10 protein-coding genes are annotated in these 14,417 nt (G+C 71.8%); 3 read left to right on the top strand and 7 right to left on the bottom strand.

Annotated features, from left to right (window positions below; genetic code table 11):
• From JHD21_RS05885 to JHD21_RS05865, 5 genes are all read right to left on the bottom strand, one after another.
• Positions 1 to 914: lipid-transfer protein (locus JHD21_RS05885; RefSeq protein ID WP_292672421.1), on the bottom strand; the 914-nt coding region annotated here is incomplete at its 3' end.
• Entirely contained in the window at positions 911 to 1,312 is a 402-nt protein-coding gene (locus JHD21_RS05880) for a MaoC family dehydratase (RefSeq protein ID WP_292672420.1), read from the bottom strand. The genes JHD21_RS05885 and JHD21_RS05880, both read right to left, overlap by 4 nt.
• A complete protein-coding gene (locus JHD21_RS05875) occupies positions 1,309 to 1,728 on the bottom strand; it encodes an OB-fold domain-containing protein (RefSeq protein WP_292672418.1) in 420 nt (139 codons plus the stop codon). The genes JHD21_RS05880 and JHD21_RS05875 overlap by 4 nt, the downstream gene beginning before the upstream one ends.
• Positions 1,725 to 2,258: a hypothetical protein gene (locus tag JHD21_RS05870; RefSeq protein WP_292672416.1), complete on the bottom strand. Its 534-nt coding sequence runs from the start codon at positions 2,256 to 2,258 to the stop codon at positions 1,725 to 1,727. Before JHD21_RS05870 ends, JHD21_RS05875 begins: the two co-directional genes overlap by 4 nt.
• On the bottom strand, positions 2,255 to 4,486 hold the full coding sequence (locus JHD21_RS05865) for an acyl-CoA dehydrogenase (RefSeq protein ID WP_292672415.1): 2,232 nt from the start codon (positions 4,484 to 4,486) through the stop codon (positions 2,255 to 2,257). Before JHD21_RS05865 ends, JHD21_RS05870 begins: the two co-directional genes overlap by 4 nt.
• Before the next feature lie 83 nt (positions 4,487 to 4,569).
• On the opposite strand from JHD21_RS05865, the gene JHD21_RS05860 reads away from it, so the two are divergent.
• Positions 4,570 to 5,493 (top strand): alpha/beta fold hydrolase, encoded by a 924-nt coding sequence (locus JHD21_RS05860; RefSeq protein ID WP_292672414.1) that lies wholly within the window; start codon positions 4,570 to 4,572, stop codon positions 5,491 to 5,493.
• A 109-nt stretch (positions 5,494 to 5,602) separates the two neighbouring features.
• Here the strand turns inward: JHD21_RS05860 and JHD21_RS05855 are convergent, their stop codons facing one another.
• Positions 5,603 to 7,660, bottom strand: coding sequence for a wax ester/triacylglycerol synthase family O-acyltransferase (locus JHD21_RS05855; protein ID WP_292672413.1), 2,058 nt, complete (start codon positions 7,658 to 7,660; stop codon positions 5,603 to 5,605).
• A gap of 132 nt (positions 7,661 to 7,792) precedes the next feature.
• On the opposite strand from JHD21_RS05855, the gene JHD21_RS05850 reads away from it, so the two are divergent.
• Both JHD21_RS05850 and JHD21_RS05845 read left to right on the top strand, forming a co-directional pair.
• Positions 7,793 to 9,040 carry an alpha/beta hydrolase gene (locus JHD21_RS05850; protein WP_292672412.1) on the top strand — a complete coding sequence of 416 codons (1,248 nt, stop codon included), beginning with the start codon at positions 7,793 to 7,795 and terminating at the stop codon, positions 9,038 to 9,040.
• 425 nt (positions 9,041 to 9,465) lie between these two features.
• Positions 9,466 to 12,243, top strand: coding sequence for a BTAD domain-containing putative transcriptional regulator (locus JHD21_RS05845; protein ID WP_292672411.1), 2,778 nt, complete (start codon positions 9,466 to 9,468; stop codon positions 12,241 to 12,243).
• Positions 12,244 to 12,309: 66 nt separating this feature from the next.
• Here the strand turns inward: JHD21_RS05845 and JHD21_RS05840 are convergent, their stop codons facing one another.
• A complete protein-coding gene (locus tag JHD21_RS05840) occupies positions 12,310 to 14,409 on the bottom strand; it encodes an acyl-CoA dehydrogenase (protein WP_292672409.1) in 2,100 nt (699 codons plus the stop codon).
• Positions 14,410 to 14,417 lie beyond the last annotated feature (8 nt).

Genomic DNA, 14,417 nt, shown 5'->3' with positions numbered 1-14,417 from the left:
AGCTGCATCAGGACGTACGGCGTGAAGTGGTCGTAGAGGATCGCCATCGGCATGTCGTCGGGCCGGAGGCCGGACTGGCGCCAGAGCTCGCGGCCGACGACGCCCATCTCGGGGATGCCGATGTCCTCGCGGTAGTAGGACGTCATGACGTACTGGTCGGCACCGCTGCCCTGGGCCGCGGCGGTGATGACGGCCGCCGGCTGCGCGAGGTCGCGGGCGCGCTCGGCGGAGGTGATGACCAGGGCGACCGCCCCGTCGGACTCCTGGCAGCAGTCGAGCAGGTGCAGCGGGTCGACGATCATCCGGGAGGCCTGGTGGTCCTCGATGGTGATCGGCCTGCCGTAGAAGAACGCATGAGGGTTGGTGGCGGCGTGCCGGCGGTCGGCCACCGCGACCGCGCCGAAGTCGGCCGACGTGGCGCCGTACTCGTGCATGTAGCGGGTGGCCTGCATCGCGACCGTGGCGGCCGGTGTGCCGAGACCCATCGGGTAGGACCACGCGTTGTCGAGGCCGTTGGTGTTGACCTGCGTGGCCGCGGCCAGCGAGAACTGGCCGAACCGCGACTCGGACCTCTCGTTGAAGCCGCGGTACGCGACGACGACGTCGGCCACGCCGGTGGCGACCGCCATCGCAGCCTGCTGGACCGTGGCGCAGGCGGCACCTCCGCCGTAGTTGATCCGGCTGAAGAACCGCATCTCCTTCATCCCGAGCTCGCGGGCGACCGCGATCTCGGACGAGGTGTCCATGGTGAACGTCGTCAGCCCGTCGACGTCCGCGGGCGTGAGGCCGCAGTCGGCGAGGGCGTGCTGGACCGCCTCGACCGACAGCTGGAGCTCGGAGCGGCCGGACGCCTTGGAGAACTCGGTGGCGCCGATGCCGACGATGGCGGCGGCGCCCGACAGGGACCGGGTCACGGGGCCGTCTCCTGGGCGACCACCTTGACGGTGCCGGTCACGTGGTCGCCGAGCGACACCCGTCCGACCACGGAGATGGTGGCGACGCCGTCCTCGACGGCGTCGACGGTGCCGCTGAAGGTCAGCGTGTCGTAGGGGTACGCAGGCGCGCCCAGCCGGATCGCGATGCCCTTGAGCTCGGCATCGTGGCCCGCCCAGTCGACCACGAACTTCTCGACCAGCCCGTTGCTGGTGAGGATGTTCATGAAGATGTCCTTCGACCCGGCGGCCTGAGCGACGTCGCGGTCGTGGTGCACGTCCTGCCAGTCCCGGGTCGCGATCGCGGTGCTCACGATGGTCGTGGGGGTGAGCGGCAGGCTCCACTCGGGGATCTGCTCCCCCGCCGTCAGGGTCCTCATGCTCGTCTCCAGACCGGGAGGGTCAGCTCGTCGTCGATCCTGTTGAAGTCCACCCGCAGAGGCATGCCGATCTCGATCTCGTCGTCCGCCACGTCGACGACCTCGCCGACCATCCGGACGCCCTCGTCGAGGTCGATCAGCGCGATCACGATCGGCATCTCCTTGCCGGGGACGGCCGGGTAGCGGTGCACGACGTAGGAGAACACGGTGCCGCGGCCGACGGTGGCCTGGAAACCGCGGTCGAAGGCCCCGCAGTCGGGACAGGCCGGGCCGGGCGGGAAGCGCTTGGCACCGCAGGCGTTGCAGACCTGGATCCGCAGCTCGCCGAGGGCCGTGCCGTCCCAGAAGAACTGGGAGTCGCGGTTGACCATCGGCCGGACGACGTAGGGCTTGGCCTCGGCCGTCTCGGCGGTCATGCGCGCTCCTTCGGGATGAACTTGAGCAGCCGGAACAACATCTCGGCCACCTTCTCCGACGTCCCGTCCGGGTGGTCGACGTACCAGACGTTCTTGGAGGTCACGAAGTAGCCGACGCCCATGGCGGTGTTCTTGGGACCGGCGACGGACTCGAGGGCGTTGGTGACCCGCGGTCGCTCCCCGACCTTCAGGTAGCGCTCGTAGGCCTGCTCGCAGTTGGTGCCGAGGACGGCGGTGTAGCCCGCGTCGGTGAGGAAGTCGGTCATCTGGCTGAGCGGGTCCTCGGGCGCGCGCTTGCGGCCCAGGCCGGGCATCGTCCAGACCTGGGCCATCGACGGTGGGGCCTCGTCACCGTCGCGGAACCGCGGGTTCTCGTAGCCCATCGCGTCCAGCCACGTGCCGATGGTCGAGGGATGGACCTCGTACGGCGCCAGCATCTCGGAGCACTCGCCGAGCGCGATGATCCGGTCGGCCTCGGCGCGGATCCGCTCGGCGCGCTCGTCCTGCTCGTCGCTCGCGCTGCCGCTCATCGGGGCACCCGCGGCAGGCCGAGGCCGAACATCGCGATCAGCTCGCGCTGCACCTCCTGCACGCCACCGCCGAAGGTCAGCACGAGGTTGCGCTTCTTCTGGCCGTCGAAGTAGTGCATCAGCTGGCGGGTCTCCTCGTCCGAGGGGTCGCCGTAGCGGTGCACGAGCGCGGTCAGGTCGGCCAGCAGGTGCTGCACCTGGTCGGCGGCGAACACCTTGGACGACGACGCGTCGCCGACCGAGATCTCGCCGACCGCGGCGGCCCGGGCGACCTCCCAGTTGAGCAGCTCGTTGACCCGGAACACGGCCGTGGTCTGGCCCAGCACCCGGCGTACGTCGGGCTGGTCGACGACCCCGGCCTTCGTGGCCCAGTCGACGACCCGGTCGCGCAGCCCCTCGATCCGGCCGGCGGGACCGAGCATCACGCGCTCGTGGTTGAGCTGGGTCGTGATCAGCTTCCAGCCCTGGTTCTCCTCGCCGACCAGCATGTCGACGGGCACCCGGACGTCGTTGTAGTAGGTCGCGTTGACGTGGTGCGACCCGTCCGCGGTGATGATCGGCGTGAACGAGTAGCCCGGGTCCTTGGTGTCCACGATCAGGATCGAGATGCCCTTGTGCTTGGGCGCGTCCGGATCCGTGCGGACCGCGAGCCACACGTAGTCGGCCTGGTGGCCACCGGTGGTCCACATCTTCTGGCCGTTGACGACGTAGTGGTCGCCGTCGCGCCGGGCGGTGGTGCGCAGCGACGCGAGGTCGGTGCCGGCGTCCGGCTCGGAGTAGCCGATCGCGAAGTGCACGTCGCCGGCGAGGATCCGCGACAGGAACAGGTCCTTCTGCTTCTCGGTGCCGTAGCGGATCAGCGTCGGGCCGACCGTCTGCAGGGTGACCGCCGGCAGGTGCACGTCGGAGTACTGCGCCTCGTTGGCGAAGATGGTCTGCTCGATCTCGCCGAGCCCGTGGCCGCCGTACTCCGTCGGCCAGCCGACGCCCATCCAGCCGTCCTCGCCCATCTGCCGGACGACTCGCTGGTAGACCTCACCGTGCCGGTCCAGGCCCATCTCGCGGTGCTCGTTGTGGTCGGCGAGCCCCCCGAAGTAGGTGCGCAGCTCGGCCTTGAGCGAGCGCTGGGCGGCGGTCAGCTCCAGGTTCTTCGTCGTGGGGTCCTCGATCGGGACCGCCTCGGAGGGCACGTCGAGCGCGTGGACGATGTCGGTCATCCACGAGAAGTACCGGGACAGCGGGTAGGTGACGTCGACGCCCATCCCGCCGTGCAGGTGGTGACAGGTGCGCAGGGCGGGCGGTGCCTCGGCGCACACCCAGTACGCCGCCACGGCGAGGTCGTCGGAGGCGTCGAGGCCGTGCTGGAGACGCCAGGTGAGGTTCTGGGCGGCCAGGTCGAGGGTCCGCGAGGAGATGTAGACGTCGGCGATCTGCATCGCCACCGCCTGGAACTCCGCCAGGGAGCGGCCGAACTGGGTGCGGCCCTTGATGTAGCCGGCGGTGAGGTCCCGGGCGCCCGCGACGACGCCGGCCGCGGTGACGCAGAGCCCCGCGACGTAGTGGTCGAGAAGGGTCCGAGCGGCGCCGTCGGACAGCACCTCGGCGGCAGCGCCGTCGAGGACGACCGTGTGCGTGGCGAGGCCGGAGGACGAGCCCGACTCCAGGAGCGTGACCCCCGGGTCGCCGACGTCCACCAGCGCGACGACCTGCTGGTCGGCGTGGGCGGCGGTGACGAGCAGCCGGTCCGCCCCGTCGGCGTAGGTGACGGCGATCTTGCGGCCGGTGACCGTGCCGTCGGCGTACGTCGTCTGCGGGACCGCGCCGAGCGGGCGCCCGACCTCCCGGATCGCGGGGGTGAGGACGACCTCGCCGCTGGCGACGCCCGGCAGCAGCGCCTCCTGCTGCTCCGGCGAGCCGTGGGCGGCGAGGGTGAGGACGCCGCAGCACAGCGTCTCGAGGACGGGCAGCTGGACGGCGCGCTCGCCGGTCCCGCCCAGCAGCACCGCGACGGCGTCGAGACCGAGACCCTCACCACCGTGCCGCTCCGGCACCATCAGCCCCAGGAGACCGGCGTCGGCGAGCGCGGACCACGGCACCCGCTCACCCTCGGCGAGGTTCTTGACGGCCCGGTCCAGGGTCTCGGCGAGGACCGACCGGACCGCCTCGACGGCCTCCGCGACCTCGGCATCGGGCGCTGTGAACCCGTCGGTGTCACTGGCCACAGCCACGTCGTTCTCCTGCCCTCGGGGGTACCGCTCCGCTGCGAAAACTGTAACGTGTTCTACCACGCCCGAGGAAGGAGGGAGCGCGCGTGAACCCGCTCTCAGTGCTGCGCAACCAGGTCTACATGCCATGGGCGCAGATCCCCCCGGGCGACCTCGTCGAGCTGCCCGGCCGAGGTAGGACCTACGTCACCGACACCGCCGGTCCGGACCCCGGGTCGCCGACGATCGTGCTGCTGCACGCGCTCGGCTGCACCGGACTCCTGACGTGGTTCCCCTGCATCGAGCCGCTGTCGCGGCGCTTCCGGGTCGTGACCCTGGACCTGCGCTGGCACGGGCAGGGCATCCAGAGCGAGGAGTTCTCGCTGGCCGACTGCGCGGACGACGTGGTGGCGCTCCTCGACGTGCTGGGCATCGACCGGGCGCTCGTCGGTGGCTACTCGATGGGGTCCATCGTGGCGCAGCGGGTCTGGCGACAGCACCCCGGCCGGCTGGACGGCCTGGTGCTCGCGGCGACGACCGACCGGTTCCGGATGAACGTCCCCGAGCAGCTCTTCTTCGCCGGCATGGGCGTGACGATGCTGGCCACGCGCGGCGTCTCCCGGTCGCGCACCGCGGTACGCGCGGCCCGGGTGGCCGCCGACGCGGTCGACTTCGAGCCCTCGGACATCCAGGAGTGGGCACTGCGCGAGTTCAAGAGCACGAGCCCCTGGGCGGTCGGCCAGGCCCTCTCCGCTCTCGGCCGGCACCACTCGCGGCCCTGGCTGCGCCGCATCGACGTGCCCACGGCCGTGGTCGTCCTCAACAACGACCACGTCATCCCGCCCGGCCGCCAGCGCGCCCTGGCGCGCGCGATCCCCGGGGCGACCATCCACGACATCGACGCCGGCCACGCCGCCTGCGCCTTGGAGACCGAGGTGTTCGTGCCCGCGTTCGTCGAGGCGGCCGCCACGGTCAACGCGCGGGCCCGGGACTTCCGAGCGAAGCAGGGCGAGCGCAGCGACACCGCGTAGCGCGGAGGTCGAGCCCGTCGAGACCATCCCAGCGCAGGCCCGCCGGGCCACACTCGCCGGGCCACACTCGCCGGGCCACTCCGCAGGCCACCACCCCGACGGCCAGAAGTCAGCCCTTGGCCACGGCCTTCTTCCTGCGGATCGGCGTCGGCTTCTTGATCACGGCCACGGCCGACTTCAGCTTCGCGAGCTCGGCGGGGAACCGCTCGGCCAGGTCGTCGACGTCGGGCATCGACTCCCGGCAGGCGATGATCCCGACGTGCATCTTGCCGTTGTTGGACATGACGGTGACGTTGAGGCCGGCGCCGTGGAAGACCGGCCCGAGCGGGGCGAGGGCCAGGATCTCCGCGCCCATGAAGTAGAGCGGGATCGGCGGGCCCGGGACGTTGGAGATCACCAGGTTGTGCACCACCGGGTGCCTCTCGGCCAGGCGGAGGCCGGCGTACGCGCGGACGGCCAGGCCGAAGGTGCGGGGTGCGGCGAACTCGGCCCAGTCCTGGAGGGAGTCGGCGCTGATCGCCTGCGCATGGTCCTTGGCGTGCCGGTTGCTCTCCGCGAGCTCCTCCAGCCGCTCCAGGGGGTCCTCGATGTCGGTGCCGAGGCGCGTGAAGAGCGCCGAGACCTTGTTGGCGCCGGACTCGCGCTTGGACGACTCACGCACGGACATCGGCACGGTCGCCAGCAGTGAGCTGTCGGGCAGCTCGTCGCGGTCCTCGAGGTAGCCGCGGAGCGCACCTCCGGCGACGGCCAGGACCACGTCGTTGACCGTGGCTCCGCTGGCCGCCTTGACCTCCTTGATGTCGTCCAGGCTCAGGTCGACCAGGCCGATCGTCCGGTGGCCGGTGATGGTCCCGTTGAACGACGTACGCGGGGCGGTCAGCGGTGCTGCCATCGCGGTCCCGGCCCTGGCCCTGCCGACGGTCTGCGCGATGCCCTTGATCGAGGGGACCTCCGCGCCCATGAAGTAGAGCGGGATCGGCGGGCCCGGGACGTTGGAGATCACCAGGTTGTGCACCACCGGGTGCCTCTCGGCCAGGCGGAGGCCGGCGTACGCGCGGACGGCCAGGCCGAAGGTGCGGGGTGCGGCGAACTCGGCCCAGTCCTGGAGGGAGTCGGCGCTGATCGCCTGCGCATGGTCCTTGGCGTGCCGGTTGCTCTCCGCGAGCTCCTCCAGCCGCTCCAGGGGGTCCTCGATGTCGGTGCCGAGGCGCGTGAAGAGCGCCGAGACCTTGTTGGCGCCGGACTCGCGCTTGGACGACTCACGCACGGACATCGGCACGGTCGCCAGCAGTGAGCTGTCGGGCAGCTCGTCGCGGTCCTCGAGGTAGCCGCGGAGCGCACCTCCGGCGACGGCCAGGACCACGTCGTTGACCGTGGCTCCGCTGGCCGCCTTGACCTCCTTGATGTCGTCCAGGCTCAGGTCGACCAGGCCGATCGTCCGGTGGCCGGTGATGGTCCCGTTGAACGACGTACGCGGGGCGGTCAGCGGTGCTGCCATCGCGGTCCCGGCCCTGGCCCTGCCGACGGTCTGCGCGATGCCCTTGATCGAGGGGACCAGTGCCTTGGGGATGGTGAGCGGCCGAGTGACGCTGGTGACGACGCCGCGACCGAGGAGCTCGGCGCGGGTGGGCTCGTGCCCGAACGGCTTGATCTCGGTGAGCGCCAGCGGCGGCGCGGCCGGCTCGATCGAGCACAGGTGCGAGATCAGGTTGGCGCCCGAGACGCCGTCGACGGTCGCGTGGTGCATCTTCGAGAAGACCGCCACCAGGTCTCGGCCCTCCCGGTCGACGTACTCCTCGATGACCCACATCTCCCACAGCGGCCGGGAGCGGTCCAGGGGGAGGCCGGCGAGCCGGCTCGCGAGCTGCGTGAGCTCCCGGTAGCCGCCCGGCTTGGGGAGGGCGAGCCGGTGCACGTGCCGCTCGATGTCGAAGTGCTTGTCCTGCACCCAGACCGGGTGGTCGAGGTCGAGGGGGACCCGGCGGAGCTTGCGGGTGAACTCCGGGACGTCGCGGACGTTCTCGTCGATCCCGGCCTGCAGCCGCTCGAAGGAGTAGCCGTCGGGCATCGTCGAGGGGTCGAGCAGGATGACGCCGCACACGTGCATGAGCTGCGCGGGTGTCTCGAGGTAGAGGAAGCTGGCGTCGAGCCCTGACAGACGTTCCATGCTGACTCCCCCGGTTGGCGACGCTGTGTCACGGACTGCACCTACAACGACGGCCACCCTGCCACGTCAGGGTGACGCCCGTCTCACGGTGACGGGACCCCTTTCGTTGCCGTGAGCAACTAATCTTGGGTCATGTCGTTCCGCCGCCGACAGCTCATCACCGCGGCGCTGACCGCCAACGCGGTCCGCCCACTGCCCGGCTTCGGCGTGGGGGTTCCGTCCTTCTTCGCAGGCTGGCTGACCGGCGAGCTCGCGCCGCACGTCCTCGCGCTCACCGCCGCGGACGCGGCCGTGCACAGCACCGGCCGCCGACGTGATCCGGTGGGTCTCGCGCTGGCCGGTGCGAGCGCCGCGGGACTCGGCTACCTCGTCTGGCAGAGCCGGGCCGTCCGGGACCGGGTCGAGGACGCCCTCACCGAGGGACTCGGTCTCGACTACATCGAGCAGCTGGACGCCAAGCCCACCCCGGCCGAGCTGGCCACGCCCTGGCGGTCGCTGGTCAACCCGTTCCGCACCCTCCGCAAGGGTCCGGTCGACGTCCGGGTCGAGCGGGACATCGCCTTCGGGCCGGCCGGCAGCCGGAACCACCTGGACATCTACGCCCCCGCCGACCGCACGCTGGAGGCGGCCCCGGTGCTCCTGCAGGTGCACGGCGGCGCCTGGACCATCGGCAGGAAGGACCAGCAGGGCATCCCGCTGATGCGCCACCTCGCCAGCAAGGGCTGGGTCTGCGTGGCGATCAACTACCGGCTCGCGCCACGGGACCCGTTCCCGGCGCAGATCATCGACGTGAAGCAGAGCATCGCGTGGATCCGGGACAACATCGCGGCGTACGGCGGCGACCCGGACTACATCGCGATCACCGGCGGGTCCGCGGGCGGGCACCTCTCGGCGCTCGCGGCGCTCACCCCCAACGACCCCGTGTGGCAGCCCGGGTTCGAGGACGCCGACACCTCGGTCCAGGTGGCGGTGCCCCACTACGGCGTCTACGACGTCGCCGGGGCGACCGGTCTGCGGAGCGTGACGCTCACCCGCGACCGGTTCATGGGGCCGACCGTGTTCAAGAAGCGCTACGCCGACGACCCCGAGGCGTTCGAGGCAGCGAGCCCGATCCTGCGGATCACCCCGGACGCCCCCGACTTCTTCGTCCTGCACGGGACCCACGACAGCCTCGTGGGTGTCGACCAGGCCCGGATGTTCGTGGCCAGGCTCCGCGAGGTCTCCAAGCGGACCGTCGTCTACGCCGAGCTGCCAGGTGCCCAGCACGCGTTCGACGTGTTCCCGTCGATCCGGTCCTCGCACATCGTGCGAGCCATCGACCGGTACCTGCACTGGCACTGGAACCAGTACCGCCGGGAGCACGCCGCAACCCCGGCCTAGAGGCCCACAGCCGCACGACTGGCGGCGCCACCCACGCGTGGGCGGAATCTGAGGCAGCCAGGCCTCGCGGGTAGGGCATGCTCCCCATCCGCGGCCGGGCCCCTCAGCCGCAGGCTCGGGGCATGACACCGTTCTCCGCTGCACCAGAGCTGACCGTACGTCTGCTCGGGCTCGACCATGACGAGCAGACCCACAACGCCCGGCACGACGCTCGCGTGCGCGCCCGGGCCGGACGGCGTCGGCGCCGAGGTCCTGCCGGTGCCGCTCCCCGTTGGTCATGACCAGCGACACCGGCAGGAGAAGGACCCTCGTGGCGCGTGACTCGGGTGAGTGATCCCGCCAGGACTCTGGCTGGACGCTCTTACTGCGCGCTTACCCCGGTCTAGGCTGTCGGCCACCGGCGAGCAGACAGGAACGGGGGCGCCGTGTTCGTGCGACTCCTGGGCCCCGTGGCGTCCGGGATCGACCCCGAGACTCCCGACGTCGTCACCAGCCACGTCCAGGCGGCGGTCCTGGCTCATCTCGCGATCGCAGATGGGAGCGTGCTGTCCTGGGAGGCCCTGGCCGACCGCATCTGGGACGAGCCCCCGAAGAGCGCCCGCAACGCGGTGCACGTGGCGGTGTCCAAGCTGCGCGGCCTCCTGGAGCCCGAGGTGCTGGAATCCACGCGCTCGGGCTACCGGCTCCGTACCGAGCTCCTGCAGGTCGATGCCCGGGACGCGGACCAACGCCTGGTCCGGGCCCGGGCGATGCTGGGCTCGGGCAACCACGGCGGTCTCCTCACCACGACCGAGCGGGTGCTCGACGCCTTCGGCGGTGAGCCCCTGGCCGGCCTCGTCAGTCAGGCCAGCGCGCGCGAACGGGCGCGTCTCGAGGGCCTCCGGCACGAGGCCGCACTCCTGCACGCGCAGTCGCTCGTCGGGCTGGGACGTGCCGGCGAAGCGGTGCAGCGACTCGACCACCTCGTGGTGACGGCCGCTCTCGACGAACGGGTCCACTACTGGCGCATGCACGCGCTGGCGCTCGACGGACGGCCCAACGAGGCGATCTCCGCCTATCACGCTCTTCGGGACATCCTCGCCGACGAGCTCGGTACCGATCCCTCCGGGGACGCCCAGTCGCTCTACCAGCGCCTCCTCGAGGGACGCTCCCTGCCCGTGACCGCCACGCGCCCCCAGTCGAGGTGGCGACGGTCGATCACACTGCCGCCGGCGACCCATCCGGTCTTCGGTCGCGCCGAGGACGTGCGGGAGATCCTCGACAGGCTCGCGTCCGGACACCGGCTGGTGACCCTGCACGGCCCCGGCGGGATCGGCAAGACGACCCTCGCCATCGCCGTGGCCGACGCGTGGGACGCGCAGCACCCACCCGCCTGGGTGGCCGACCTGAGCGGCTGCGCCGACCGTGACCAGGTGCTCTCCGCGGTGTCGTCGGTGCTGGGTGCGCCGAGTGCGGCGTTGGAGGACGTCGTGGACGCGGTCCAGGCGTCGCCCAGCCTCGTCGTCCTCGACAACGCCGAACAGATCCGGGCCGAGGTGTCCGAGCTGGTCGGCGCGGTGCTGGCGGTCAAGGGCACCGCGGTCCTGGTCACCTCGCGGCTGCCACTTCGGCGGCCGGACGAGCACCTCCACAGCGTGGCAACCCTCGGCGCGTCCGGACCCACGAGCCCCGCCCTGGACATGCTGCGCTCGGCAGCCCCTCACCAGGACCTCTCCGCCCTCGCGCTACTCGCCGAGCGGGCCGAAGGAGTACCTCTGGTGCTGGACCTGCTGAGCTCCGCACTGCGCTGGACCTCTGCCGAGCAGCTGCTGGCGGAGGTCGCAGGGCGGCGGCTCGGCCTCGTGCACGACCCGTCCGTCGTGCGCCCTTCCCGACACCAGACCTTCGGCGACGCCCTCGGCTGGAGTCTGGAACGTCTGAGTGGGGGCGCGCTGGCCGCTCTCCGGGCACTCACGGTGCTCCGAGGCCCGTACGACCTGGCGACCGCCCGGCGGGTTCTCGCCGGTGTCCTGACCACGGACCAGTCCGCACTGGTGTTCGCCGAGCTGGTCGACCTCGGACTCGTGCAACGCGTAGCTGGCCCAGGGGTCCCCCGGTTCCGCATCCTCGCTCCGGTGCGCGACGTGGTGGTCGACGTCGTCGGCGCACCTGAGGCGGAAGTCCGGCGCGCCCACGCGGCGCACTTCCTGGGCCTGGTCAGGGAGCTCGACGAGGACCCCGGTGCCTTGACGGGCGCCGATACGTACGTGCTCGCACATGACGGCGACGTCACCGCCGCGTTGGCGTGGGCCTGGGACGACGACCGGACCTCGGCCATGGCCAGCCTGCCCCCGCTGCTCAGGGCCTGGCTCTACCGCGGTGGTCTCCAGCAACGGGTGGACATGTGGCTGGGCCGCGCCTCGTCGGAGGCCACCACGATCCCCCGCGTGCAGGCTGCACTGGCGGTGTGCGCAGCCATGTCCGCCGTCAGCAACGGCGACGCCGATGGCTTCGCGCACAGCCTCGACGAGGTCGGCGCTGCGTCGGAGCAGCTGAGCGACGGCTGGCACGACGAGTACCTGTCGTTGCGATACTGGCAGTGCCTGGACGTCAAGGACGAGGTCGGGTTCGAGCGCTGGCAGAGCAGAGCCCGACCGTCGGCCGGCCCCCGCTACGAGTGCTCCCGACGCGGCGCCGAGACCTACTGGCGCGGCTACGTGCGGAGCGACTGGGGCTTCGTCGACCGGGCCTGCACCGCGGAGGTCGGCGAGGAGGACGTACGCCGGCACCCGACGCTGCTCGTCGATCGACTGGCTCTCCTCGGCTACGCCCGGACAGCGCTGGGTCGCCACGACGCGGCCGAGGAAGCGCTCGACGAGGCCGCTGTCGTCGAGGCATCCGCCGACCTCCCGGTGCACGTGCCGTCCCGGCTCAACCGGGTGTTCCTCGAGCTGGCCCGTGGGTGTGACCGGGAGGCCGTCCAGCTCACCGGCGCGCTGCTCGAGTCCGCACCTTGGCTGGTGCGCAACGAGCCTGGCCTGGCCCGCATCGCGCTGCCCGACCGTCGCGCTCTACCGGATGTCCCGACACGACGTGGCGGACGAGCTGGCGGGGTTCGTCATCGACCGGCTCGCCGACGACGAGAGCCGGGACGCCTTCGAGCAGCGGATCTGGGACGAGCTGGTGAAGCGAGCCGGGCGACGACTGCCCCAGGTCCCCCTTGACGCCGAGCCGGTGGCGGCATTGCTGATCCGGTCAGCACGGAGGCTCGAACTGCTGGACGAGCACGGTTAGCCGCGCGGCAGGCCCAGGATCCGCTCACCGGCGACGTTGCGGAGGACCTGCGTGGTGCCGCCGGCGATCGAGAGACAGCGGGTGTTGAGCAGCTCCCAGATGTCCTTCTGCAGCTCCTCGGACGGGGCGACCAGACCGTCGCCCTGGAGCTCGACGACCAGCTCGGCGCCGTCCTGGCGGTTGCGGACGCCGAGCAGCTTGGCGACGCTCGACTCCGGGCCCGGCCCGTGGCCGGCGATCGAGCGCAGCGTCGACCGGACCGCCAGCAGCGAGCAGACCGTCGACAGGGCCACGGCCCGTCCGACCCGCATGTTCTGCACGGGCGTCAGTCCCTCGGTGGCCAGCGCCACCGCACGCTCGGCGCTCTTGGAGAGCCGGGAGTTGGCCATCGCCACGCGCTCGTTGGCGAGCGTGGTCCGGGCCAGCCTCCAGCCGTCGTTGACGTCGCCGACCAGGCAGTCGTCCGGGACGAACACCTCGTCGAGGAACACCTCGTTGAACAACGCCTCCCCGGTGATCTCCCGCAGCGGCCGGACGTCGATGCCCGGGCTCCTCATGTCGACGAGGAAGTAGCTGATGCCCTTGTGCTTCGGGGCGTCCGGGTCCGTGCGCGCCAGGCAGATCCCCCAGTCGGCGCGCTCCGCGACCGAGTTCCACACCTTCTGGCCGGAGAGCTTCCACCCGCCGTCGACGCGCTCGGCCCTGGTGCGCAGGGAGGCCAGGTCGGAGCCGGCGCCGGGCTCGGAGAACAGCTGGCACCAGACCAGCTCGCCGAGCAGCGACGGCTTCACGAACCGTTGCTGCTGCTCCTCGGTCCCGGCCTCCAGGATCGGCGGCAGCGCCCAGCCGGCGATGACGATGTCGGGCCGGGTCACGCCGGCCCGGCTGAGCTCGTCGTCGATGACGACCTGCGTCACGGCGTCGGCGCCCAGTCCGTACGGCGACGGCCAGTGCGGCGTCAGGTAGCCGTTGGCGACCAGCGCGGGCCGCAGCTCCTCGGCGGGCAGGGACGCCAGGCGCTCGGCCTCGGCGCGCACCTCGGCGCGGACATCGGCGTCGCGGCCCTCGAGGTCGACGTGCACCCGGCGGCGGACGCAGGCGACAGCCCGGTCGGTGAGCCGCTCGGCCGCGGCGTCCGAGCTGTCGACCAGGGAGCGCAGGCTGAGCGCCCGGCGCAGGTAGAGGTGGGCGTCGTGCTCGTGGGTGAAGCCGATCCCGCCCAGCACCTGGATGCAGGCCTTGGCGTTGTCGACGGCGCCGTCGAAGCAGGTGACGGCAGCGACGTCGACGGCGAACGCCCACTGGTCGTCCCCGCCGTCGTCCAGCGCGAAGGCGATCTCGGCGACGTCCCAGGCGGCGGCGGTCACCGCCTCGGCCGTCTCGAGCATCTCCGCGCACAGGTGCTTGATGGCCTGGAAGGCGCCGATCTTCTGGCCGAACTGCTCGCGCACCTTCGCGTAGTCGACCGCGGTCTGGAGGCACCAGCGCGCGACGCCGGCCGCCTCCGCGGCCGCGAACGTGACCACCGCGCGATGGACGAGCTCCGCCTCGAGCCACTCGACCGGGACGACACCCGGCGCCGTGAGGTCGACCTCGACGGTCCCGAACCGGCGGCTGAGGTCGAGCCCGACCACGGGACTCGTCGTCAGCCCCTCGGCCGGCACGACGAACCAGTCGTCGTCGGCGTTCGGCACCAGGTAGTGAGTGGCGCTGGGCACGTCCCAGACCGTGCTCAGGGACGGGTCGAGCGCGAGCCCGACGACGGCTCCCTGGCCCAGCGCCTCGGCGACGCCATCGGTCTCCCCGAGCAGCGAGCCCGCGACCGCGGCGCCCAGCAGCGGACCGGGCACCAGCTCGTGCGCGCACGCCTCGAGCGCCACCGCCTGGTCCAGGACCGAACCGCCGCCACCCCCGGCGGCCTCGGGCAGACCGATGGTGGGCACGCCCATCTCGACGGCCTGCTTCCAGACGTCGGCGAACGTCGCGTCGGCCTCGGACTCGGACGCGCGCACGGCCGCGACCCCGCCGGAGTCGGCGGCCCACTGGCGCAGGCTCTTCGCCAGCTCGACGTGCTCGTCGGAGATGCCGATGGACATGGTGCTCC

Source organism: Nocardioides sp. (assembly GCF_016462705.1).
GTDB lineage: Bacteria > Actinomycetota > Actinomycetes > Propionibacteriales > Nocardioidaceae > Nocardioides.
The sequence above is the reverse complement of the archived record's forward strand: the minus strand, read 5'-3'. Positions and strand labels throughout refer to the sequence as shown.